The organism is Hoylesella loescheii DSM 19665 = JCM 12249 = ATCC 15930 (genome assembly GCF_000378085.1).
Taxonomy (GTDB): Bacteria; Bacteroidota; Bacteroidia; order Bacteroidales; family Bacteroidaceae; genus Prevotella; species Prevotella loescheii.
Map to the genome: position 1 here is coordinate 58,709 of NZ_KB899221.1, position 25,934 is coordinate 84,642.

General features: G+C 46.4%; 19 protein-coding genes and 1 pseudogene. 9 read left to right on the top strand and 11 right to left on the bottom strand.

Going from position 1 to position 25,934, the window contains the following annotated elements:
* The first annotated feature begins 76 nt into the window (after positions 1–76).
* Both F453_RS0111470 and F453_RS0111475 read left to right on the top strand, forming a co-directional pair.
* On the top strand, positions 77–2,752 hold the full coding sequence (locus tag F453_RS0111470; protein WP_018968142.1) for a valine--tRNA ligase: 2,676 nt from the start codon (positions 77–79) through the stop codon (positions 2,750–2,752).
* A gap of 146 nt (positions 2,753–2,898) precedes the next feature.
* The gene (locus F453_RS0111475; RefSeq protein WP_018968143.1) at positions 2,899–4,158 is read left to right on the top strand and encodes a clostripain-related cysteine peptidase; all 1,260 of its coding nucleotides are present in this window, start codon (positions 2,899–2,901) and stop codon (positions 4,156–4,158) included.
* Between the two features lie 341 nt (positions 4,159–4,499).
* Here F453_RS0111475 and F453_RS16315 read toward each other — a convergent pair whose 3' ends face one another.
* The 4 genes from F453_RS16315 to tamL form a co-directional block, all read right to left on the bottom strand.
* On the bottom strand, positions 4,500–4,727 hold the full coding sequence (locus F453_RS16315; RefSeq protein WP_018968144.1) for a hypothetical protein: 228 nt from the start codon (positions 4,725–4,727) through the stop codon (positions 4,500–4,502).
* Positions 4,728–5,143: 416 nt separating this feature from the next.
* Positions 5,144–5,845 (bottom strand): DUF2461 domain-containing protein, encoded by a 702-nt coding sequence (locus tag F453_RS0111480; RefSeq protein ID WP_018968145.1) that lies wholly within the window; start codon positions 5,843–5,845, stop codon positions 5,144–5,146.
* A 243-nt stretch (positions 5,846–6,088) separates the two neighbouring features.
* Positions 6,089–6,739, bottom strand: coding sequence for an endonuclease III (gene nth / locus F453_RS0111485; protein ID WP_018968146.1), 651 nt, complete (start codon positions 6,737–6,739; stop codon positions 6,089–6,091).
* Positions 6,740–6,824: 85 nt separating this feature from the next.
* Complete coding sequence (gene tamL, locus F453_RS0111490; RefSeq protein WP_018968147.1) at positions 6,825–8,996, bottom strand: translocation and assembly module lipoprotein TamL; 2,172 nt, start codon at positions 8,994–8,996, stop codon at positions 6,825–6,827.
* Between the two features lie 1,272 nt (positions 8,997–10,268).
* On the opposite strand from tamL, the gene F453_RS0111500 reads away from it, so the two are divergent.
* The gene (locus F453_RS0111500; RefSeq protein ID WP_018968149.1) at positions 10,269–12,566 is read left to right on the top strand and encodes a carboxypeptidase-like regulatory domain-containing protein; all 2,298 of its coding nucleotides are present in this window, start codon (positions 10,269–10,271) and stop codon (positions 12,564–12,566) included.
* 959 nt (positions 12,567–13,525) lie between these two features.
* Here F453_RS0111500 and F453_RS0111510 read toward each other — a convergent pair.
* The 7 genes from F453_RS0111510 to ffh form a co-directional block, all read right to left on the bottom strand.
* Complete coding sequence (locus F453_RS0111510; protein ID WP_018968150.1) at positions 13,526–14,068, bottom strand: 2-oxoacid:ferredoxin oxidoreductase subunit gamma family protein; 543 nt, start codon at positions 14,066–14,068, stop codon at positions 13,526–13,528.
* A complete protein-coding gene (locus tag F453_RS0111515; RefSeq protein ID WP_018968151.1) occupies positions 14,065–14,832 on the bottom strand; it encodes a thiamine pyrophosphate-dependent enzyme in 768 nt (255 codons plus the stop codon). Before F453_RS0111515 ends, F453_RS0111510 begins: the two co-directional genes overlap by 4 nt.
* Positions 14,829–15,911: a 3-methyl-2-oxobutanoate dehydrogenase subunit VorB gene (locus F453_RS0111520; protein WP_018968152.1), complete on the bottom strand. Its 1,083-nt coding sequence runs from the start codon at positions 15,909–15,911 to the stop codon at positions 14,829–14,831. Before F453_RS0111520 ends, F453_RS0111515 begins: the two co-directional genes overlap by 4 nt.
* Before the next feature lie 2 nt (positions 15,912–15,913).
* Positions 15,914–16,150 (bottom strand): 4Fe-4S dicluster domain-containing protein, encoded by a 237-nt coding sequence (locus F453_RS0111525; RefSeq protein ID WP_009236034.1) that lies wholly within the window; start codon positions 16,148–16,150, stop codon positions 15,914–15,916.
* A gap of 129 nt (positions 16,151–16,279) precedes the next feature.
* Positions 16,280–16,459, bottom strand: a complete 180-nt coding sequence (locus F453_RS0111530; protein WP_009236035.1) for a tetratricopeptide repeat protein — start codon at positions 16,457–16,459, stop codon at positions 16,280–16,282.
* A gap of 57 nt (positions 16,460–16,516) precedes the next feature.
* Positions 16,517–17,395, bottom strand: coding sequence for a bifunctional methylenetetrahydrofolate dehydrogenase/methenyltetrahydrofolate cyclohydrolase FolD (gene folD, locus F453_RS0111535; RefSeq protein WP_025790075.1), 879 nt, complete (start codon positions 17,393–17,395; stop codon positions 16,517–16,519).
* 16 nt (positions 17,396–17,411) lie between these two features.
* Entirely contained in the window at positions 17,412–18,764 is a 1,353-nt protein-coding gene (gene ffh / locus F453_RS0111540; protein WP_018968153.1) for a signal recognition particle protein, read from the bottom strand.
* A gap of 572 nt (positions 18,765–19,336) precedes the next feature.
* Here ffh and F453_RS0111545 point away from each other — a divergent pair.
* From F453_RS0111545 to F453_RS0111570, 6 genes and pseudogenes are all read left to right on the top strand, one after another.
* A complete protein-coding gene (locus F453_RS0111545; RefSeq protein ID WP_025790076.1) occupies positions 19,337–21,424 on the top strand; it encodes a M3 family metallopeptidase in 2,088 nt (695 codons plus the stop codon).
* Positions 21,425–21,498: 74 nt separating this feature from the next.
* The gene (locus F453_RS0111550; protein WP_009236040.1) at positions 21,499–21,933 is read left to right on the top strand and encodes a deoxycytidylate deaminase; all 435 of its coding nucleotides are present in this window, start codon (positions 21,499–21,501) and stop codon (positions 21,931–21,933) included.
* On the top strand, positions 21,930–23,594 hold the full coding sequence (locus F453_RS0111555; protein WP_018968155.1) for a S41 family peptidase: 1,665 nt from the start codon (positions 21,930–21,932) through the stop codon (positions 23,592–23,594). Before F453_RS0111550 ends, F453_RS0111555 begins: the two co-directional genes overlap by 4 nt.
* Positions 23,594–24,124, top strand: coding sequence for a 5-formyltetrahydrofolate cyclo-ligase (locus F453_RS0111560; protein ID WP_018968156.1), 531 nt, complete (start codon positions 23,594–23,596; stop codon positions 24,122–24,124). The genes F453_RS0111555 and F453_RS0111560 overlap by 1 nt, the downstream gene beginning before the upstream one ends.
* A gap of 332 nt (positions 24,125–24,456) precedes the next feature.
* Positions 24,457–25,305: a hypothetical protein gene (locus F453_RS0111565; RefSeq protein WP_018968157.1), complete on the top strand. Its 849-nt coding sequence runs from the start codon at positions 24,457–24,459 to the stop codon at positions 25,303–25,305.
* Positions 25,306–25,723: 418 nt separating this feature from the next.
* Positions 25,724–25,934 (top strand): annotated as a pseudogene (locus tag F453_RS0111570) (transposase); the annotation flags it as partial.

The window sequence follows — 25,934 nt, forward strand, 5'->3', positions numbered from 1 at the left end:
GGCGTTAATCCAATGTTTTTTAGTAAATTTGCAGTCTGTACACACGAAGTGAGACTTTATAACATTAACACAGGATATGGAAATAGCAAGTAAGTATGACCCCAGAGAAGTGGAAACCAAATGGTATCAATATTGGCTAGACAACAAACTCTTTGCCAGTAAGCCCGACGGAAGGGCTCCTTACACCGTGGTTATCCCTCCGCCCAACGTAACGGGCGTGCTACACATGGGCCACATGCTTAACAACACGATACAAGACATCCTCGTTCGTCGTGCACGAATGGAGGGAAAGAACGCCTGTTGGGTGCCTGGCACCGACCACGCATCCATCGCCACCGAGGCAAAAGTGGTGGCCAAGCTAGCCGAAAAGGGCGTGAAGAAAACGGATTTAAGCCGCAACGAGTTTCTAAAACACGCGTGGGATTGGACACACGAACACGGTGGCATCATCCTTAAACAGCTTAGACGCCTGGGCGCATCGTGCGATTGGGACCGAACGGCATTCACCATGGACGACGAACGCTCGGAAAGCGTCCTCAAAGTGTTCTGCGATCTCTACGAAAAGGGATTGATTTACCGCGGCGTTCGCATGGTTAACTGGGACCCCCAAGCACAAACGGCACTCTCCGACGAAGAGGTGGTGTACAAGGAAGAGCACTCCAAGCTCTTCTACCTTAAATATATGGTGGTCGAAGAACCAGGAAAATACGCCGTGGTAGCCACTACACGCCCCGAAACGATTATGGGCGACACCGCCATGTGCATCAATCCGAACGACCCGAAGAACTCTTGGCTGAAAGGCAAGCATGTTATCGTGCCGCTGGTAGGCCGCGAAATACCCGTGATTGAAGATGATTACGTGGACATTGAGTTTGGAACGGGGTGCTTGAAGGTAACTCCCGCACACGATATAAACGACCATAACCTGGGATTGAAGCACGGATTGGACACCATCGACATCTTTAACGACAACGGTACGCTATCCGAAGCGGCTGGTTTGTACGTTGGCATGGATCGCATGGACGTGCGCAAGCAAATCGCCAGCGATCTAGAAGCGGCTGGATTGATGGAAAAGACCGAGGACTACAACAACAAGGTGGGCTATTCAGAACGTACACACGTGCCCATCGAGCCGAAACTGTCTACCCAATGGTTCCTTAAAATGCAGCATTTTGCCGACTTGGCGCTGCAACCCGTTATGGACGACGACATCGCTTTCTATCCCCAAAAATACAAAAACACCTATCGCCACTGGCTAGAAAACATCAAAGACTGGTGTATCAGCCGTCAGTTGTGGTGGGGACATCGCATCCCGGCCTATTATTTCACGGCCAAAGGAAAGCGCGAATGTGTGGTGGCGCTCAATGCCGAAGAAGCGCTCACTAAGGCCAAAGCCGTGTGCAGCACCCTCACCGCTACCGATTTGGAGCAAGATGAGGACTGTTTGGACACGTGGTTCTCGTCTTGGTTGTGGCCCATCTCGGTGTTCAACGGCATCAACCAACCCGATAACGAGGAGATAAACTACTATTATCCCACGAGCGACCTTGTAACAGGACCCGACATTATTTTCTTCTGGGTGGCCCGAATGATTATGGCTGGGTACGAATATCGTGGTAAAATGCCTTTCAAGAACGTGTATTTCACGGGTATCGTACGCGACAAATTGGGACGCAAAATGTCGAAATCGCTCGGCAACTCGCCTGACCCCATCGAACTGATAGAGCAATATGGCGCCGACGGTGTTCGTATGGGCATGATGCTTTCGGCACCTGCGGGCAACGATATTCTTTTCGATGAGGCACTATGCGAACAAGGACGTAACTTCAACAACAAAATTTGGAACGCGTTTAGGCTCGTTAAGGGCTGGGAAGTTAGCGACCAACCGCAACCCAAAGCCAGCCGAATTGCCTGTCAATGGTTCGAAGCCAAGCTACGTCAAACCAACGAAGAACTGAACGACTTGTTCTCTAAGTACCGCATTTCGGAAGCTCTTATGGCGGTATATCGTCTTTTCTGGGACGAGTTCTCAAGCTGGTATCTCGAAATGGTGAAGCCTGCTTACGGCTCACCCATAGATAGCCACACCTACAACGCCACGTTGCGCTACTTCGAAACGTTGCTCAACATGCTGCATCCCTTCATGCCCTTCATTACCGAAGAGCTGTGGCAACACATCGCCGAACGCAAAGAGGGCGAATCGATTATGTGCCAATACCTGAAAATAGATGCACCCACGGAGGCCGACAATAAGCTGAACGCCAAGATGGAATTAGTCAAACAGATTATCAGTGGCGTGAGAACAATGCGTAGTCAAGAGCGATTGTCCCCAAAAGACAAGTTCGACCTACGATACATGGGCAAAGAAAACATTTGGCAAGACTATGTAAGTCTAATTGAAAAGATGGCCAATGTAGGCTTTACAAGTGAGCCTCCTATAACAAATGGAACTTATACTTTCATGGTTGAAACCCACGAATTTGTTGTACATATTGGCAATCTAATTGACTTTGAAACAAAGATTAGTAAACTAGAGGCGCAATTGACGCACCTCGAAGGTTTCCTTGCCGGCATCAAAAAGAAACTGTCTAACGAACGCTTTGTGGCCAACGCCCCCGAAGCAGTTGTGGCCTTGGAACGCAAGAAACAAAGCGACTCGGAAGAAAAGATTACCGCACTAAAAGCGTCTATCGAGGAATTGAAGAAAGATAAAGAGAGATTTGGGAACTCCCCCTTTACTGGATTGTTTTGAATCGTGAATTTATATAACATCCCTTTAAACGCGGACTTGGCGTAACAAACGCACCATCACCCACCTACAAACGAAGTTCCTGAACCGCTCCGCACCATCAAACACGCCCTTGCACACGCAAAATATGGTGACACGCAAGTAAAACAATGGCAGCGAACGGTGCAGGAACTTCTTCCCATTTCATCCCCAACATCCCTTTCATGCAAAAGAAACTCACTTCATTACTCATACTCTTGGCAACGCTCTTCATCGTGAGTTGTCAAGAAGATGTGCCTGCACCCTACCCCGTTCCCAAAAACTTGCCCAACAAAACCATCTTTGTCTACATGCCATGGAGTGCCGCCAGAAACAACGAGACAGGTAGTTTGTACAACAATTTTCTGCAAAACATCGAAGATATTGAGGCTGCCATCGAGGCCGAAAAGGGATTGGGACGCAATAAACTGATGGTGTTTATCGCCACATCAGCCAACCATGCGGTGCTGATAGAAGTGAAATATGCTGCCAATGGCAGATGTCAGCGCGACACGCTACAACACTTCGACAAGCACAACATGCCTGCTTACACCACGGCTAACGGCTTAGCAAGTTTGCTAAGCAAAGTAAAGGTGGAGGCTCCTGCCAAACAATACGCCCTCATTGTGGGCTGCCATGGCACGGGTTGGCTTTTCTCAGAGGGTAAGAGCAGGGCTCGCACACGCTATTTCGGTGGAAGCGACCATTATTTTCAAACCAACATCCCCACGTTGGCTGCGGCCATAGAGCAAGCTAAGATGCGAATGCAATTCGTTATGTTCGACGACTGCTATATGTCTAACGTGGAAGTGGCCTACGAAATGCGCCACGCCACCGACTATCTCATTGGTTGTTGCAGCGAGATTATGGCCTACGGCATGCCCTATAAGAACATTTGGAAACACCTGACACAGCCAAAACCCAACTATAAGGAGGTTGTTAACGAGTTCCACAATTTTTATTCGAACTATAAATGGCCATACGGCAACATCGGCGTTACCGATTGCAGCAAGGTGGAAGAAGTGGCTGCGCGCATGAAAACGATTAACGCCGCAACCGCAAACAATGCCAAGCTCATTGATTGGAAAGACATTCAGCGACTTGACGGGTACGAAAAGACCATCTTTTTTGACATGGGCGACTACGTGAACAAGCTCTGCAACACACCCGAAACACAGTCAATGGCACATGAGATGCAATCTGCCCTTGCCCAGTTGGTCCCATATAAGTCTTATACTCCATATATTTACACAGCCCTTGAGCAACATTACCCTTCAACAATCCCCGTAAATGCGTATTGCGGAATTACCATCAGCGACCCCACGCAGTCGGATTTCGAAAACGCCTTAACCACCAAAAGGGAAACCAGTTGGTGGAAAGCAACACATTAATAATAGGAGTTGTACACTAAATATTAAGGATTTATTCTAACGAATTAAGCGATTAATCTAACAACTTAACAAGCAAATGCCTACGTCTTTCAGTATTTCGAAGACGTAGGCATTTGCATGATTGCCCACTAAATTACACCAATAAGGCTGCGTCTAACATGATTATACGCGAATTCGGGATAAAAGATGTTCGCTATGTCAACTATCGCATAGCGCTAGTTGGCGAGACGGCTATTCGTTTTTTATCTATTCCTGCTCAAGAAAGCATCGTATCTTATCTCGAATTCACGTAACATTTGATACTAGCTTGGCACAATCTAGACGGTTCATTCCACAGCCTATCACCGCCACCAATTCACCCTTCCTAGCTCCAAACGCCATCTTTCACACCTCATCATATAAGCTCTTATAGTGAGCTTTTTAAGCTCCCGCTTTGTTACAGCTAAGATGGAAACCTGTTCCAGATAAGTTGGAACAGTGTTCCAATTCAACTGGAACAGCATTCCAGATGACATGGAACAGCCGTCCAAAACATATTTAACACGGTGATTAATGTAATCATGCATCATCAGGGCTTAGAAGTCGCATTCCCGGAACGATGAAAATGCGAACGACGGAAGGGTTAATTGGCGAGTTTGGGATAAGAAGCCATGTACCATTTTACTGCGTTCGCTAGAACAAAACACCTGGTAAACAACGCGTCATCAGCAACTAAAAAACGGCCTGAACAAACACCTTAAACTATCATACAAACACTTTTTGACGCTACAAAGATTGTTGTACTCTCCCTACAAGCACCTTGTAGTGCCCGTACAAGCATTTTGTAGTGCCACTACAAGTGCTTTGTAGTGACCATACAAGCACTTTGTAGCATCTTCAACAGTGCTCTATACAAATATCACTTGTGTGTTTAGCCTTGCACAAACATGGCATATTACTCCCCTCTCTCTTTGGAGAAGGGCTATGAGTGAGGCTTTTTTATCCCTTATTCATAATCATCAATCACGTTATTCATAAAGTCCATCATGGGCTTGCCCACTTTAAATATCCGCGTCATCTCGTCTATCCAGGCATCACCCTCAAAGAAATTGTCGGGCACTTTCACCCATACGCAATAGTCTTTCATGCGCAGATACTGTATAAACTCATAGTCGCGAGGAAATCCACTGGGTGCACTTTTAAGCGAATCAAGCCCAAAACCACGCGTACCTTCTCCCCATTTGGTTTCGTTGGGTCTACCAAACAGGTCTACGAAAGCCTTATTTTCCACAATGCTACGCCATGTATCGATGTTGCCCATTATCTCGTTGCGGCACGAAGTGAGAATATTCGTGGGCAGCCAATAACCTCCCACGGCCAAAAGGCATTTTCCTTGTTCCACATGTAGGTAATAACCACCGCGCAAAGCCTTTTTACCTTTGGCGCACATGTATGCGCCGAAGTGGTTTTTGTATGGCGACTTGTCGGCCGAAAAACGCGTATCGCGGTTAAAACGATACACACAATCCTTCACTTGCAGGTGACTAATCTCGCTATCGAACAGTGAAATGGCACTTAATGCTTGGCGAACACCCGCTTCAAAATCGGCCCTACATGCCGTATATTCATCCTTATGTGCCTGATACCAATCGCGATTGTTATTCGCCGACAGCTCGGCCAGATAGTTTAAAATACGCTTAACGTTCATCTTCTCTAATATTTATTGCTTTTAAAGGCTAGCAATCGGTTATCGCCTAGCCCATCATTATATTGTTCTTACATTATTCGTTTCGCACAAAAGCTTGATTTTAAAACCATCGCGCCCTTGCTTAACACGCTCTATTTTAGATGAAAAGCACAACGAATAAAACAGGCCAAAACCAGCTTTTCTCCCTGTTCCCTTTCCTACTTTTCACTTTTTCACCCTTTCCATCTTTTCACCCTTTCACCCTTATTCGAGTTTCGAACCCTCCAAAAGCTTAGGGCAAATGTCGTTAAACACACACTCTTCACATTTAGGCTTTCGGCTTACGCACACATATCGGCCATGAAGCAGCAGCCAATGGTGTGCCTTATTCACATCTACGCTGGGTATGTGGCGCAGCAATTCTTGCTCTACTTTCAGCGGCGTGTTGGCTTTTTTGCTCACCAAGCCCATTCTATGGCTCACACGATATACGTGCGTGTCTACCGCCATGTTAGGTTTGTCGAACCAAACGGCCTGCATCACGTTCGCCGTTTTGCGTCCTACGCCAGGCAGCGTGGTAAGTTCGGCCGTGGTACTGGGCATTTCTCCCTTGAAATCGTCTACCAATTTGCGCGCCATAGCCACCAGATGGTTGGCCTTAGCATTAGGGTAGCTCACCGATTTAACGTACTCGAACACCTCTTCTACTTCGGCTTTGGCCATCGCTTCGGCCGTGGGAAAACGCGCGAACAAGGCAGGTGTAACCTGATTGATGCGCTTATCGGTGCATTGCGCACTGAGCAACGTGGCCACCAACAGCTGAAAGGCAGAGCCAAACTCAAGTTCGGTGGTTACAATTGGTGCTTGCGCGCGAAAGTAATCCAGAATGTATTTGTATCGTTCGTTTCTTGTCATCGCTAAAAATAAGTGCCAAATGGCATTACGTTAAATATGTTTTGCGCCTGCACCAAGGCATGAAGCGCCATGAAGGGGCAAGTGTTTAGAAGGGCAAACCTACGGCAAAATGGAAAGCGAAGTCGCGTTTGAAGTTGGGATAGAGCAGCGGATAATGCTCACGCGATGTTTCGTAAGCGGGATTTACAGCCTTCATGCCAAGGTCGAAACGCAGAATGAAGTAGTCGAAGTTAAGTCTAAGACCCAATCCGTAGGCCAAAGCGATTTGCCGATAGAAGCTATTGAAGCGAAATTGTCCGCCTGGTTGATCGGCATAATTGCGCAAGGTCCAGATGTTACCTGCATCAACAAACACCGCTCCATGTAGTTTCCATCCCAAAAAGGTGCGATATTCCAAGTTCATGTCTAACTTCATATCGCCCGTTTGGTTGATAAAGTCGATACGTCCATCCGTGCCTTTGAACGTTCCAGGCCCCAATTCGCGCACTCGCCAACCTCTCACCGAGTTTGCTCCACCCGAGAAATAGCGTTTCTCGAAAGGCAAGATGGTACTGTTGCCGTAAGGATAGGCCACACCCAGACCTACGTGGAAAGCCAATGAATTGCGTTCGTCAAACTGGAAAAGTCGGGTAAAGTCAACATCAAACTTCACGTATTGCGCGTAGGCAATGTTCACCAAGGTGTATTTCCCATCGGCGTTTTGTGGCAAACGAAACATCTTCGATACCGCATGCAACATGTTTCCTGCCGACTCTACATTTACTTTCAAAGCGTTTTCGCCATCGTTAAAGGCCAGTCCGAAGCCCATTTTAAGGATAAAAAGGTCTTCGTAGTTATATCGCAGAATGGCGTTTCGGCTCGTGACGTTATCCAAATAGTCGGCCTTGAAACGCGAACTAATCCACGGCATGTAAACGTAGTTGATGTCGAAAAAGTCGTATCGGTATGAGATATGGTGGCGTGGCTCGTTCCAATGATAACGCCATGCCGTAGAAAACACGCGCCGATGGAACTCAGGACGGTTCTGAAGGTTCCAGTTGAGCGAAAGTTCGCTGGTGGCAATGCTACGTCTACGAAACGAGCGCGACAGCAAAGGGGCCACAAATCGAGGAAAAGTGAGCTTGGTTTCTACGCCATATTCCTGATAGTCTTTGTTTTGATACCCCTCCAATCCCGTAATAGCCTCGTAGGCTGCACGTAGCTGAATGCTCAACAACTCACTGCCCCTGAAGAGGTTTCTGTTTTCGTACGTAACCGATGCAGCCGCTCCAAGGTCGCCCGCCGTATTGGTTCCTTCGGGTTGGAACGAAATGGAAGAGGGCTTGTTGGTGCTGATATTGATGTCGCAATCTAGCAAAGTGGTGTCGGGGGCTTCGGTAAACCTTATGTTGGTGTAGCGAACGGCCTGCATACGAGCAAAGTTGGCATAGGTGCGTTGTAGCTGTGTGGCACTGAAAAGGTCGCCCTCCTTGATGAGCGTACTTCGCCTCAACACACGCGGACGCAGGTGAATTTTAGCACTGTCGTTGCTCGAAAATGTTACGTTGCGTATGCTATATCGGGGATGAAGCGTTTCGGGTGCGGCACTGTTAGGACGGTAAGGCAGCAAATGGAGCATCAGGTTGATTTGGTTTTGACCCGCAGTTGAATCGGCTCCATATTGAATAAAGTCTTTGTGAAAGCGGTAATAGCCACTATCCATCAATATACGGGTGATGCGTTTGCGCTCTTCCTCTAGTCTCGTAACGGTGAAAGGGTCGCCCGCCTTTAGCTCCTGGCGGTCGGGATTGCCTAAATCGAGCATTCGGGCGATAACGGAATCTTGTATGTCGTAGCGCACCGAGTTGATGAAAAAGGGCGTTCCTGGGTGCAAGGTATAAATGGCCGTTAGGCGTTTGCCCTTAGCGCGCGTGGTGAGGTCTACCTCGGCGTTCATGTAACCCATGTTTTGCAAGGCCAGTTTCAGGTCGTTGCACGACAATTGGGCCTGCAACGTGTCGTACACCACAGGTTCTTCGCCAATCTTACGCAGCGTACGGTTAATCCATCTGGTGGTGTCGCGCCCCGAAAGGGCGTATGTACCCAAGGGAATTTTAAACACCGAGAACCACTTGGAGTTGGCCTTCTGGCGGATGTAAGGTTCGAGCGAGGCCACATTAAACTTCTTCGTGTCGGCCTTCAGCTCAACCTTTTCGAGCAGATAGCTTTCATCGGGCACGAATTTCGTTGCACTACATGCCGCCAACAAAGCCACCATGCACCACAAGGGCAAGGCTTTTAACGCTTTATGCAATAACAGAGGGGATTTATATATATATGATCCTGAACGCTTCATTTCTGCACAAAGGTACAACTTTTTGCGTTTTCGGGCAAACGTGAAAGAAGAAAAGGTGGGGCAAGAAATGTTAAGTATTGTGCAATGTAGAGCGAAACGAAAAGCCATCGGCAACACTCCTTATATATATAGACCTCATTCTGCCATAAGAGTGGCAACATACAAGCAAAGAAAGCATTGACACCAAACAAGTAGAAGCAGATATAAGAGATTTCGTTTGTAGCTAGTATGCAATTGGTCTTAATCCTCCACCAGGCTAAGATGCTCATAAAGCTAACGCGTACGTTAGTCTGTTAACGGGCCAAGTCATCAACTTAGCCCACATATATAATATTGTACGCGCGCGCACGCGTAAGAGATTAGCATTAATTCGTTATTTTTCGCACTACACGCCAATGTCAACTAAGCCCCAAGTAGCAAGAAGCGCCAATGCGTTTTCATGTCTCTTCCAACACGTAAGCAAAGCCTTTGTTGAACGTGTTTTAAACAACCGAAGCGTTATCAACTACTTGGAATTTTATTACATCTTATATTGAACATTATTACATTTTGTTAGAACACGATTACACATTACATGTTACAGCGTTACACATAACACGTAACAAGATGTAAAACCAAAAGATGTGTTACAAGTAACCTACAATTAATAACGAAAAACCTGAAATTCGTGACTTTAAACATTGTAATTCCATTTCAATAACCAATTTATGTGCGAGCACTCATACTTTGTTGGCTAACAGCAATCTTTTTTACAACCATGTTTTCGCTTTGCACCAATTTGTCACAAGTCTCAACTTTGGAATTGGTTTCGCATACGAAATCCAACACCTATAAAAAAAGCGCAACTTCACTTGTCTTGAAAGAAATATTTTCTTAACTTTGCCAAATCAAAAAACTTTATCAAATTGACTTGGAATGAAAAATGAACAAAGAACATCGTCCTGTGTTAAACCGATGGAAGTTGCCGCAGACAAATAGGTATTGATTCACGGATATTGTGGCTCAATAGATGTTATTGAAAAATGCGTGGGACAATCTTAAAATTGGACTCTTTAACAAAACATCTAATTAAAAGGAACTTGTTGAATATTTAATTAAACAGGTCCATGTCACAAAAAACCATTTAAATAACAGCTTCGAATAGCATGGAAAAGTAATCATAAAGCACAAGAAGTTTTTAAATCAATAAAAGAAATGAGAAGATATCCGTTGTTACTTATTACTTTTTTTACCTGTTCTGTGTATGGACAAGTTTTGACAGGAAGAGTTCTTGATGAGAAGAGAACCCCAATGGGGAATGTCACTGTAAGTTTACTGTCACCGAAAGACTCTAGTTTGATTGTTGGAACTATAACGGACAAGGACGGAAAGTTCTCTGTCAAGTCTGAAATGAGTAATAATTTGTTGAAGATAACAATGGTTGGATATATCCCAAAGTACATCAATTGCAACCAACACATGGAACTTGGGGACATAAACATACTTCCAGACTCTAAACTTCTTAGCGATGTTATTGTAACAGGTACTAATTTCACAACAAAAGGAGACAAAATGATGATTCACGTACCAGAGAATGTAAAAAAGAATACTTTCGATGGTTACGCAACATTATCTGCAATGACTATTCCTGGACTGAATGTTGACCTCATAAATCACGCTGTTACATCAAAAACAGGTGAAGTCCTCCTTTGCATAAATGGGAGAGAGGTTGATAAGGGCGAGATACAGGCACTTAATCCCAAAGACATTAATCGAATAGATTTCTATCAAAAATTTGACCCCAACCATCCTTCTGCCTCTGCCGTGATAGACTTCATTATGAAAAATCATGATAGCGGTGGATTAGTATATGGCAATGTTTATCACCATCTCAACATAGGAAAGGGCGATGGAATGCTGGATTTGAAACATTATAAGAAAAATTCTGAACTTAATTTTCAGATTTCTGGCAATTATGGGCACTATACTTTAGACAGAGGAGAAGAATCCGCTACGAGTATGACATTTATTGATAGAACAGTTATCAAGACATCGGAGGTTAAGAACTCGATTTTTCGTTCAAATCATCTTAGAGGCAGATTATCTTGGCTTACGCAAGGAAAGGGAAACATGTTTCAAATCTCAGCTTTTTTAAATAGGAATCATGACGTGAACGATCAGAACATGTCACAGGCATACAACACAATGGCTGGCGAGATTCTAACGAGAGATTATACACATAAGGACTATTTGTCTCCTGCCACACAAATCTACTATCAAAGAAAGATTGGTAAAGATGGGCTGTTCCGTACAAGCATATACGGGAATTACAGCCATACGGACAAATTTAGGAACTATACCTCTACATCATCCTTTTTAGCAAAAACAGAAGAAGACTTATTTCGTCTTTGTCCAAACATACTTGTGGGTCTAATTCTTGGCAAGAATCGTCCTTTCTTTTATGCTACTTACGATTACAAGAGCACAAGAAACAAGTACACAGAGAATGGAGTTGAAACTAAAAACAGACTGACTTATGGTAATGGACTTTTTAAAATAGGGAATAATTTCATCTTCTCAAAAAACATCAGAGTTACATTGCGATTTACAGGAAATGTTTTATCCATGGACAATGGAAATTATTCGTGGACAAAATTCTATTTTAGTCCTTCATTACTCTGTAGCGCAGACCTTGGACATGGCAACACCTTTAGAGGTGAATTATATACTTACGTGAACGATCCGCAGATGGCGTATTACAATGGATCATCCCAACAAATGGATCAATATCAGATACTTCGAGGTAATCCTGATTTAAAGAACGGTCATTGCATAGGGGGAGAGGCGGTCTTTGACAGCAATCACAAATGGGGGATGTTCGAATTGCTTACTCAATATATTAATATGCCTAAGTACATATATGAGGACGTGTTTGTTGATAACGACAAAGGCATGTTCGTTCATACATATCGGAATGGGAAAAGCTATAATCATTTCCTGTTGAATACCGAAATAAGATTTAATGTGATACCTAAAAAGCTGATATGGATGGTAGGCGGTGAGTATAATTTTTTTAAAGAAAGAGATAAAAGGATAAGTGTGCTTGTTGGGGGCACAGATTTAACTTATTTAGGTAAGAATATCATTGGGAAAGTAGAACTTCTAAGTCCTTTTAGGTATTTGGCAAAAGGAGTCGAGTACAAAAATCCATTTTCGCTGAAACTTACACTGAAATATACTTTAAAAGATTTGCAAATAGGTTTTAATGCAACTAACCCATTTATGAATGGTAGTAGTGTGGAGACAAACTATACAGCAGACAACTACTCGAATGTGGCAAAAACGTATAATCCTAGAATAACATCAAATATGTTTATGCTCACCTTGTCTTATCGTATATCATATGGTAAGAAGCATAATTTCCAAAATATTGAAATGGGAGAAAGCCAAAGTTCAGGTCTGTTAGAACAGCAGAACATTAGGAATGAGAAAATGGAGAGTGTCAAGAAGTAAATTACCGATGTTTCTATGATAGGAAAGAAGCCATTTTGACTTTTCTCTCTCTTTTATTTTCTTCAGAAGAATTAGTATGAACGCAATGTGGTTCCATGCTTTCCAATCTAGAGAGTGTAGTGTAAAACCTATTCAGAACACTTCTATATAATCCATCCTGACATTGGTTCTTTCAACACTACGTATTCTACGGAAATATCCAAATATTAAGCTAAGAATTCATTATACTCACAAGTTCTTTATTCCTATTGATTACTGCAAAGAACCTATCTATGGGTTTAAACCTGATGTTGTTCAAAACTAAAAGTGGGTGTTTACCCTCCCTTTTCTTTCTTTGACAGTGTCGTTTTAGCTCATTGTAACACCTTATGTCATTCATGGCTACTACAAGATGCTATATTACCTTAATTTTCTTACTGGCAAGGGGTCTGATTTTGTACTTGAAGTTGTTATGGTTGGAGTTCGTGCTGTAGCAGCTTCGGGACGACTTCAGCATTACGCAGCACTTGTGCATCAGCCAGTAGAACCTATGACGCTCCAACATTAGGCCCGAGTAAATGTCCGTAATCATTGTACAGAAGTTTCCATGTCCCTATGCGCGGAGCATCCTCACGTATGCCGCTACTACCCCCACGAAGGTATTCTCATTACACGCACGATGTTCTCTCTTCTTCTTGCTAAGTAAGTTGAGAATAAAGTCCTCACAAAACGTTCTATGTCTTGATACTTTACTTTCTATATTGAATTATAAATGTTAAAACGGTATAAAATAAATCTGAGATAATACAGATAATCTTTTGAACATTCCTTAATAAAAAAGACCGGGTGCATCACTGCAGCCGGCCCCCAAAAAATTAGAGAGTTATAAAAAAATCAAGTTGTTTATCTGTTGTTCAGAATTTCTTTTTCAAACTTATGGCCTACTGCCACGCAATATAAATGGTAGCTATCGCAGCGCATTATTGCTCTGCAATGATTAGCTTACCTTGTTCAACAGCCTCCATATTCAGCGGAATCAGGTTGTGATAACGCTCGGGAAGGGTTTTAAATAGGGCTTTGTTCAAGCCCTCAGTACTAACTACAGGGCAAACTTTGAGCAGTCCGCCAAGTACGATCATGTTGAAAACCTTGGCGTTCTTCATTTCGGCTGCCTTATCCATAGCATCCATCCGATACACCTTAATGTCGGTTCGCGATGGCGGGGAGGCAATGCCGTTGCCGTCGTAGATAAGTATTCCACCAGGCTTTACACGTGGCTCGAACTTGTCGAGCGATGGTTGGTTCAACACGATGGCCACATCATACTTGCTCAAAACAGGCGAAGAGATGCGCTGGTCGCTAACAATGACCGTTACATTGGCCGTTCCGCCACGCTGTTCGGGTCCGTATGCCGGCATCCACGTTACTTCCTTATCTTCCATCAAGCCCGAGTAGGCCAATATCTTTCCCATTGAAAGCACCCCTTGACCACCGAAACCGGCGATAATTATCTCGTGTTTCATTCTTTCGTTCTGTCTTTTAGGTCGCCCTTCTTATAATGGTCGAACATGTTATCTTGCATCCATTTGTTGGCGGCGACGGGCGACATCTTCCATCCGCTGCTACAAGTGGACACGATTTCTACTAGCGACGAACCCTTGCCAGCCATCGAAGCTTCGAACGCCTTGCGTATGGCGCGCTTGGCTTTATTGATAGACGCCACGGTGTCCACACTCTGCCGACTCACGAAGCACGTGCCTTCTAGCTGCACAGCGAGGTTTGTTAGGTCGATAGGATAGCCGTGAAGTTCGGGCGTACGGCCTGTTGGGCAAGTGGCTGTGGGCTGCTCGAGCAGCGTAGTGGCTGACATCTGTCCACCCGTCATGCCGTAAATGGCATTGTTAACATAGATGATGGTGATGTTGTCACCACGGTTTAGCGAGTGCAATGTTTCGGCCGTACCGATACAAGCAAGGTCGCCATCACCCTGATAAGTGAATACCAAGCGGTCGGGCCATAGTCTTTTGATGCCCGCGGCCAATGCAGGGGCACGCCCGTGAGGAGCTTCCTGCCAGTCGATGTCGATATAGCGATAGGCAAACACAGCGCAACCAACGGGGCTGATGCCCACGGTTTTCTCTTCCATACCCATGTCGGCAATCACCTCGGCAATGAGTTTGTGCACCACGCCGTGCGAACAGCCGGGGCAGTAGTGCATGGTTGTATCATTCAAAAGCGCCGGTTTGGCGTAAACTAGATTCTCTGGGCTGATTATATTTGTGGTCATTGCAACTTCTCCTTTAACGCTTTTACAATCTCTTCGGGCTCAGGAACGATACCGCCTTGTCTGCCAAAGTGGGCCACGGGGAGGCTTCCTTCGACGGCTAAACGCACGTCTTGCACCATCTGTCCTGCGTTCATCTCCACAACGAGCAAGCCTTTCTTGTCTTGTGCAAGGTTAGCCAGCTGGCGTTCGGGGAAAGGCCAGAGCGTGATGGGGCGGAAAAGTCCCACACGTATGCCTTCTTCGCGAGCCAACTCTACAGCCTTTTCGGCCACGCGCGCCGCACTGCCAAAGGCTACGAAAACGTATTCGGCATCGTCGGTGTGTAGTGTTTCGAAACGCACTTCGTTGTTGCGTATCTCTTTGTACTTGGCTTGCAGGGCCTTGTTCTTTTCTTCCATCAACTCGGGACGCAGTTCGAGCGAGGTGATGATATTGGGTTCGCGACCGCGTGTGCGACCTGTTGAGGCCCAAGGACACTCCTTGATAATCTCTTCTTCGGTTCGACGAGGTTTCATTGGCGGAAGAACCACCTTCTCCATCATCTGTCCGATAACGCCGTCGCTTAGTATCATGGCGGGATTTCGGTACTTAAAGGCCAGGTTCATGGCCAAGTCTACGAAGTCGGCCATCTCTTGCACCGAGTTGGGAGCAAGCACAATGACATTGTAGTCGCCGTTTCCACCTCCACGGGTGCTTTGGAAATAGTCGCCCTGCGATGGCTGAATGGTTCCCAAACCAGGGCCACCACGTTGTACGTTAACGATGAGTCCCGGTATCTCTGCACCGGCCATATAGGATATTCCCTCTTGCATCAAGGCCACACCGGGCGACGATGAAGAGGTCATTACACGTTTACCCGACCCACCGCCACCGTAAAGCATGTTGATGGATGCCACTTCGCTTTCGGCTTGCAGCACCACCATGCCTGTGGTTTCCCAAGGGCGCAGTTGGGCCAAGGTCTCTATTATCTCACTTTGAGGGGTTATGGGATAGCCGAAATATCCGTCTATGCCAGCACGAACAGCCGCATGGGCTATCGCTTCGTTACCTTTCATTAGTCTGACTTCACGTTCTGCCATCACTATTTTTCCTCCACTTTCATTCTATAAACGGTGATGCAACCATCGGGACAAACTGTTCCGCACGCAGCACAACCCACGCATGCCTCAGCATTCACGGCTTGGGCATACGCATATCCGCTAGCATTCACCTTTTTTCGAGCCAGTTCCAACACGTCGTATGGGCAAGCCACAACGCACAGGTCGCATCCTTTGCACCTGTCGGTGTTAATAACCACGGCTCCTTTTATCTTGTTCATAATATCTTACTTATAGGCTGCCTTATGGCAGTACTTTCGTTGTGACTTCACAGTGACATGCACTGCGAATCATTTTTTTAGTTTGCAACAGCGACGAAAACCATTCGTCAAAGTGCAGTATGTTGTTTTTCAGGGGTTAAGGGCATCCTTAGAGTAGAAGCCCAAGATATTGTTGAGCATATCCCGCGCATGAACCGCAGGACTTTCGGGGTCTAATTCAATAGCCTCCGCATAGCATTCTAACGCCTTTTGCCAATTTCCTTGGCGACGATAGGCATTACCTTGTTCGTAATAGGCTTCGCTGTTCATTAGTTTATGGGGAATGGCGAACGGGGCTCAAAGCCTCGCTCGCCGTCCACTCCTTATTTATTTATAAAATTCTTTCTTGCCTGCCGAGAGGGTGTTCTTCATCAACGAGCAGATGGTCATTGGACCAACGCCCCCAGGAACGGGTGTAATGAATGAACATTTGGGTGCTACCTCGTCGTACTTAACGTCTCCGTTGAGTCGGAAACCACCCTTGCGCGAGGGGTCTTCCACGCGAGTGGTACCCACATCGATAACTACGGCACCCTCTTTAACCATGTCGGCCGTAACGAAATCAGGGCGACCGATAGCCGCCACAATGATATCGGCCTCGCGACACTCGTCTTTGAGCGATGGCGAGTGCGAGTGACACACCGTAACAGTGGCATCGCCATATTGCTTTTGCAACATCAGCTGCGCCATTGGCTTACCTACGATGTTGCTTCGACCAAGCACAACGCACTTCTTACCCGAAGTGGCGATGCCGTAACGCTGCAAAAGGGTGAGAATACCCAATGGCGTGGCCGAGATGAAACATGGCAGGCCGATGGCCATGCGCCCCACGTTGATGGGGTGGAAGCCGTCTACGTCTTTGCGATAATCTACTGCTTCGACAATCTTTTGTTCGTCGATGTGCTTAGGCAAAGGCAATTGCACGATAAACCCATCTACATCTTCGTCTTTGTTTAGTTTGTCTACACAAGCCAAAAGTTCGGCTTCGGTAACGTTCTCCTCAAATCGGATGAGCGTAGACTTAAACCCACACTGCTCGCAAGCTATGACTTTGTTCTTCACATACGTTTCCGAGCCACCGTCGTGCCCAACTAGCACCGCGGCCAAGTGTGGTTGTTTACCTCCGTTTGCAACGATTTGCCTCACTTCTTCGGCAATTTCCGCCTTGATAGCGGTAGCAGTTGCCTTTCCATCGATTAACTGCATCATTATTGTTAGGTTTTTAAAGTTTCGGCATTCCGGGCATTCCTTTCATCTTGCTCGCCATGCCTGCCATCTTCGCCATATTCGTTCCGGTCATCATCTTCATCATCTTTCGGGTTTGATCAAACTGCTTTATCAGCTTGTTTACCTCTTGAATGTTGGTTCCGCTGCCCTTAGCGATACGCTGTCGACGGCTGTTATTAAGGATTTCGGGGTTTGTTCGTTCTTTGGGTGTCATGCTCTTGATAATCGCTTCAATACCCTTGAAAGCATTATCGTCGATATCTACGTCCTTGATGGCTTTGCCTACGCCCGGTATCATCGAAGCCAAGTCCTTTAGATTTCCCATTTTCTTGATCTGTTCGATCTGTTTAAGGAAGTCGTTAAAGTCGAACTTGTTCTTCTGTATTTTCTTTTGCAGGCGCTTGGCCTCTTCTTCGTCGAACTGTTCTTGGGCTCTTTCCACCAGCGACACTATGTCGCCCATGCCCAAAATACGATCGGCCATACGCTCGGGATGAAAAACGTCGATGGCTTCCATCTTCTCTCCCGTACCCACAAACTTGATCGGCTTCGTCACAACCGTGCGAATGCTCAGCGCGGCACCACCACGCGTGTCGCCATCAAGTTTCGTTAGCACCACGCCATCAATGTCCAAGCGGTCGTTAAACTCGCGAGCGGTGTTCACGGCGTCTTGTCCCGTCATCGAATCGACCACAAAAAGCGTTTCGTCAGGGTTCAAGGCCTGCTTCAAACGATAGATCTCGTCCATCATCTCTTCGTCAACGGCCAAGCGTCCAGCGGTATCCACAATCACCACATCATTGCCTTTGGCTTTGGCTTCACGAATGGCGTTGTTGGCAATTTCCACTACATTCTTGTTGTCAGGTTCGCTATAAACAGACACACCCACTTGTTGAGCCACCACTTTAAGCTGTTCGATGGCCGCAGGACGATAGACGTCGCAGGCTACGAGTAAGGGATTTTTGTGTTGTTTACTTTTAAGCAGGTTGGCAAGCTTACCGCTAAACGTGGTTTTACCCGAACCTTGTAATCCCGACATCAGTATGATTGCGGGGCGATTTTTAAGTTGCAGTCCTACGCTTTCACCACCCATGAGCGTCGCCAGCTCGTCGTGCACAATCTTAACCATGAGTTGCCCAGGCTTAACAGCCGTGAGAACGTTCATGCCTAGTGCCTTTTGCTTCACCGTATCGGTAAATGTCTTGGCCACCTTATAGTTCACGTCGGCATCAAGTAAGGCTCGACGAACGTCTTTAAGGGTTTCGGCCACGTTGATTTCGGTGATTTTTCCTTCACCTTTTATTATTTTAAAAGACCGTTCTAGTCTATCGCTAAGATTTTCAAACATTGAAGTGTGTTGTCGTTTTAAATTGGTTTCATGCAAAGATAGTGATAAATGGGAGAATAGAAAATACTTATAACCAAGTTTTAAGAGATTTTAAATTAGTTGCCGTTTATTTATGCGCACAAACAAGGGGTATGTGCAACGAGATGCTTTTACAAGTCAATATTTCGCCCATTTTGTTCGTTTTATGTAGCGAACGGCAAATTTATTCGTCATATTTTACGTACAAGCACGACCTAACTGTATCGTTTTCCCACGAGCCAAGCACATCCCAAAAGCCACCTTTACAAAGCTTTTGACCGCACCCGAAGCCCTTATTCAACAGCCACAAAACGCCTCTTCAAGACTAACATAAGTTAAAAAGACGATGAACAGATAGCCATTTGCCCGAAATTTGCTATTTTTGTAAAGCTAAAATCGCAACAAAGGACAAGCGGCATACAAGCCAAGCCTTCTACGTTTACACGCTCCATGTCGGTGGTCTCATGACCATGAGCTACCGAACAAAATCTGCAAGCGAAGCAATGGGGATGCGAAAACGGCGACAAAAGACATACTTGGAGACATTTACAGTTATGAATGAGAATTTGAAAGAAGAAAGCAAAAATCACAACAACCCCTTTTTCGGGGAATATAAAACACCGCACGAAACCGTGCCCTTCAACCTCATAAAGACCGAACACTACGAAGAGGCATTTATGGAGGGTATCAGGAGAGACGACGAAGAGATTGAGAAGCTTATCAACAACCCCGAAACGCCCACCTTCGAAAACACCATCGTCAGGGTGGACAACGAAAACGGAGACCATTATTACGACCTGCTTAACCGCGTGTCGAATGTTTTTTCGTGCATGCTCAGCGCGGAAACGAACGACGAACTCGATGCTCTGGCGCAGAAGATGAGCCCCATTCTCACCCAGCACGCCAACGACGTGCGACTGAACAAAAAGCTTTTCGAACGCATTAAGTACGTGTACGAAAACCATCGCGAACTTGACGCCGAAGAACAGATGCTCTTAGAGAATAGCTACGACGGCTTTGTGCGTAGCGGAGCATTGCTCGACGATGAGGGAAAAGAACAACTTCGCAAGCTAACAGAAGAAGCTGGTGTGCTATCCTTGCAATTTTCGCAAAACCTGCTGAAAGAGAACAAGGCCTATACACTACACATCACCAGCGAAGAAGAACTGGACGGACTGCCCGAAACGGCTCGCGAAGCGGCCGCTCTTGCAGCCAAAGAGCAAGAGAAAGAGGGCTGGGTGTTTACCCTTGACTTCCCCAGCTACTCGCCTTTCATGACCTATTCGTCGCAACGAAACCTGCGCAAGCAACTCTACATGGCGCGAAACACCGAGTGTACGCACCAAAACGACACCAACAACTTGGAGATTTGCAAGCGCTTGGTGAACCTTCGGAGGGAGTTGGCGCAACTCTTAGGCTTCGAAACTTACGCCGACTACGTGCTCAAACACCGAATGGCTACCAACATCGACAACGTTTACCGTCTACTAAACGACCTCATCAAGGCCTACAAGCCCACAGCCGAAACCGAGCTGAAAGAGCTTGAACGCATGGCCAAAGAGATGGAAGGCAACGACTTCGAACTAGAACCTTGGGACACGGCGTACTATTCGCACAAGCTGCAAATGCAGAAATACAACCTCGATAGCGAAATGTTGCGCCCTTATTTCGAACTCTCGAAGGTTATCGATGGCGTGTTCGGACTGGCCAATCGCCTGTATGGCATCACCTTCAAGCCCAACAACGACATCCCCGTTTACCATCCCGACGTCAAGGCCTACGAAGTTTTCGACCGCGACGGATCTTATCTGGCCGTGTTCTATGCCGACTTCTTCCCCCGAAAAGGCAAGCAAGGGGGTGCATGGATGACCGAGTTCCAAGGGCAATGGGTTGACCGCAAGGGCAACAACGTTAGGCCGCATGTTAGCGTGGTGATGAATTTCACCAAGCCAACGGCTGAAAAACCCGCCCTACTAACACTTGGCGAGGTGGAAACTTTCTTGCACGAGTTCGGCCATTCACTGCATGGCATGTTTGCCAATAGCCGTTTCGAAAGTCTTAGCGGCACCAATGTATGGTGGGATTTCGTAGAGTTGCCATCGCAATTTATGGAGAACTTCGCCATAGAAAAAGCTTTCTTGCGCACCTTCGCCTTCCATTACGAAACGGGCGAGCCCATCCCCGACGAACTAATCGACCGAATCGTGAAGAGCCGAAACTTCATGGCTGCATCGGGATGTCTAAGACAAGTGAGCTTTGGATTGCTCGATATGGCCTATTATACGCAACGAAACGCCTTCACGGAAGACATCATTCCCTTCGAGAAAGAGGCGTGGAAAGAGGCCATCATCATGAAACAGCTGCCCGATACATGCATGACCACCCAATTTTCGCACATCATGGCGGGCGGATATGCTGCGGGATATTACAGCTACAAGTGGGCCGAGGTGCTGGATGCAGACGCTTTCAGCATGTTCAAGAAGAACGGAATATTCGACCAAGCCACAGCTCAAAGCTTCCGCGACAACATTCTTTCGCGTGGCGGAACAGAACATCCGATGACGCTTTACAAGCGTTTCCGCGGCGGCGAACCCACTATTGACGCGTTACTAGAACGTGACGGTATCGTGGTCAACGGCTAAAACGTGCTGCATCAGCTCTCGCCAACTATATAAGGATGCCACAACAATAAACCCTCAACCACTCATATTATAATATGTGTACCGATAACAAACAAACCGTTCTCGATCTGCGCTACCTGCGTATGGCACGCATTTGGGCCGAAAACAGCTACTGCGTGCGCCGCAAGGTGGGTGCGCTGGTGGTGAAAGACAAGATGATTATCAGCGACGGATACAACGGAACGCCCAGCGGTTTTGAAAACGTATGCGAAGACGACAATAACGTTACCAAGCCATACGTGCTGCATGCCGAGGCCAACGCTATCACCAAGCTGGCCCGAAGCAGCAACAACAGCGACGGCTCAACACTTTACGTAACGGCCGCGCCATGCATCGAATGCTCAAAACTCATCATCCAGTCGGGCATTAAACGTGTGGTATACGGTGAAAAATACCGTTTGGAAGAGGGTTTAGACCTTCTTCGCAAAGCTAATATCGAAGTGATTTATCTCAATCCAGATACAGAATGAACCCTAACAGACGAAACAGATATATGCCCTTGCTCATGGCCGTGTGCGTTGCATTCGGCATCGTGATTGGCACTTTCTATGCCAACCACTTCTCAGGCAATAGGCTTAACATCATCAATTCGGGTAGCAACAGGCTCAATAACCTGTTGCACATCATCGACGACCAATACGTTGACAACGTAAACATCGACTCGTTGGTGGATAAGGCTATCCCACAGATACTCTCCGACCTCGATCCGCACTCGGTTTACATCAGTGGCAAAGACGTTCAAGCCGCCAACGACGAGCTAAAAGGGTCGTTCTCGGGCGTGGGCATCGAGTTCAACATCCGCCAAGACACGCTGCACGTGCAAAACGTGGTGAAGAATGCACCTGCCGAAAGGGCAGGATTGCTGGCTGGCGACAAGGTAGTGAGCATCGACGGCAAACCATTCGTGGGCAAAATCGTTACCAACGAAGAGGCCATGCGCCGACTGAAAGGGCCAAAAGACACAAAGGTGCGCATCGGCGTTAAACGCTTCGGGCAGAAAAAGCCTTTGGAATTTACCGTCACGCGCGGTGATATTCCACAGAAAAGCGTAACCGCAACTTATATGCTCGACGACAATACGGGCTACATTCGCATCAAAAACTTTGGCGAAACAACCTATCCCGAACTGCTCATCGCTTTGGCCAAACTGTCGCAAGAAGGTTTTAAAAGCCTCGTAATCGACCTCCGCGACAACACGGGTGGTTACCTACAATCGGCTGTACAGATGGCCAACGAGTTCCTGCCGAAGAACAAACTAATCGTGTACACCCAAGGTCGCAAGTCGCAAAGACAAGATTATGTGAGCGACGGACACGGCAGTTACAAACGCATTCCTCTTGTTGTGCTCATCAACGAGGGGTCAGCATCATCGTCCGAGATATTCGCTGGTGCCATGCAAGATAACGACCGAGCCACCGTTATCGGTCGTCGCTCGTTCGGAAAAGGTCTGGTACAACAGCAATTGGGCTTTACCGACGGTAGCCTGATTCGCCTTACTATCGCGCGTTACTACACTCCGTCGGGCCGTTGCATACAAAAGCCCTACACGGCAGGCGATGGAAGCAACTACGAACAGGACATTTACAGCCGCTATCAGCATGGTGAGTTCTTCTCACAAGACAGTATTAAGCACACAGGACCTGCTTATCACACCAGCATTGGTCGTTTGGTGTATGGCGGTGGAGGTATTACGCCCGACATCTTTGTGGCTGAAGATACGCTCGGCGTTACCTCTTACTTCAAGCAAGCAGCCATGAGCGGGCTTATCTTACAGTTCGCCTACAACTATACTGATAACAATAGGCAAAAGCTGGCCATGTTTAAAACCCTCAAAGAACTGTCGGCCTATCTCGATAAGCAAAACTTGGTGGAGCAATTTGCAGCATACGCCGACAAGCATGGCCTGCAACGGCGCAACCTGATGATACGTAAGTCACACAAGATGCTATCGCGTTTCATCAATAGTCGCATCATTTACGGTATGCTCGACGACGAAGTATGGACCCAATACTTAAACGAAGACGATCCCGTTATCGCCGCTACCTTGAAGGTATTTAAGGACAATGCCGCTTTTCCCAAGCTCACACAGGCCGACAAGACTAAGGCTGAGCCAAAACCAAAGCGAAAATAATGGATAAAAAGGCGCTACGACAAGAGATAAGGCTACGCAAGCGACAATTCAACGGCGAACAACTGCGCCAGTTGTCGCTTGCCGTAGTACAAGGTTTGCTGACCCATCCACGAGTGGTACAGGCAAACACCGTGATGTTCTACCACTCGTTGCCCGATGAGGTCTATACCCACGAGGCCGTAAACCAACTTGTAAAGATGGGTAAAAGGGTGTTGTTGCCTGTGGTCATTGACGAGCAGCACCTCGAAATACGCCAATACCAAGGTCCGCAAGACCTCAAACTGGGCGCTATGAACATTCTAGAACCTGCGGGCAAACCCTTCACGGCCTACCAAGAGATAGAAACCATCTTGGTGCCAGGCATGAGTTTCGACCCACACGGCAATCGTCTTGGTCGCGGAAAAGGCTATTACGACCGTTTTTTGGCACAAGTTCCGCAAGCCTATAAAATAGGTGTGTGCTTCGATTTCCAAAAGGTAGACGAAGTACCAACCGACAACAACGACATAAAAATGGATGAAGTGGTGTAACGGTGGGCGACAAGACTAAATACCAAAGTCACTCCCCCGCCCTACTCCTTATTATATAGGCAGCCGAATAGGCATAAAGCCAACACCACGAACCAACAGAAAATAAAATAAGCAGAGCAGCATCGCACGTATTCATTAAACACTGCTCATTAGGCGTGATTGTCCCTACATGCACTTATTAGGAACTCATCGAAAGCGCCGTTTAGACAAAATGCCATGAAATTTAGCTGTCAACAGTTAGGCCACAGGTCAATATTGAGATAAGCTAACAATCGTGTCAACTTGGCAACTAACATAATAACGATTTATAATAACAATTGAAAATTCTGCTTATGAAAATGAAAATGTTTTATTATTACATCCTTATCCTTGCCGCCGCCCTTTGGCATACGCAGGCAAGGGCAGCCGACTATTATGTGGAGGTTGGTGAAGTACACATAACTTCCGACAACTATAAGAACATCTCCGCTGCTGGCGGCTTTCCAGCTGTAAAAAAGGGAAAGGTTTCTTTCGACAATTCTACGCGTACACTTACGTTGAATAATGTTTTGATTAAACCTGCTGAGGGTAAGCCTGGCATCTCTGTGTTTATCGACTACGAATGGAAAAAAAGACCACTCATCATCAAGTTGATTGGGCACAACGTCATTGAAGTCACAAAAGAAAGTTCCGTGTGCACAAATAGCATTCCAATAGTGATAACAGGCAGCGGTTCGCTAGTAGCATCCGGTAACGTATCAATCTTCTCTGGTAAACAGCTAACCATTCAAGGTGGATGCACGATCGAGGCCAAGTCACCCATTTGGGCAGACACCATCACCATCAACAATGCCCAGGTGCATGCCATTCGCGTTCTAGAAAATGAGCCGTGTATGTCTGCGTATTGGGGAATTAAGCTTAAAGGCGGTAGCTATTTGGCCAGTCCGAAAGGAGCAACTTGCGAGGAACGCAGCAATATGTACCACGCTAATTGGGGCTGGGTGTTTGTAAAAGGTGAAGAAATATGCGGCGAAGTTCTTATCAAACGTGGCAAGAACACCGGCATTGACAATCCAACCACCCTACCTTCAACCAAGGAAGACGAGATTTATACGCTCGACGGCATACGGATGAAGCTACCCTTTGAGCACCTACCCAAGGGTGTGTACATCATTAATGGGAAAAAGAAGGTGAAAGACTAGCCATTTGCGAGGCTAACCGCATATCGCTTGCTGATTGCACAACTGCGTTTAAACGCCCTATTAACATGCTAATGGACACAAACGCACATACACTTGCCCCTACTTGTTGCCTACGTAATTGTTCAACAACAGGCAGGGGCAAATTGTTTTGGGTACAAGCCAAACACCTGTTTGAGATAACAAACAACATACAATAGCCCATATAGATGTTAGTGGCGTTGCGCCAACTATATCGCGTAGCAGTTGGCATAATAGATGTCTGTTGCATCTAGACTGGTTCAAATTGGCTGGCCCTTAATCCCGAATTAACAGTCTCCATGAAACCTAATAACGCACTACACTGCTGCTTGTAGTAGGGCTACATGTAGTGTACTAAATAAGTTGACACTTTACCTCAAACAAAAAAAAGTAAAAAAACATGGTAAAGTACAATGAAACGGAGAAAATTCTGTTATTAAGTAAGTACATCACGAGCGGTATGGATGCCCGCAGCTTTGCGTTAAGTTGCGGTGTGCCCTATACCACATTCCTCAATTTTTGTCGGGAGTATGGCAATCCCGACTTGTCCTCAATACAGGAGCTGATGAAGAAAGAGAATATTCCCACCACAGTGGAGGAGCTTCAGGCCT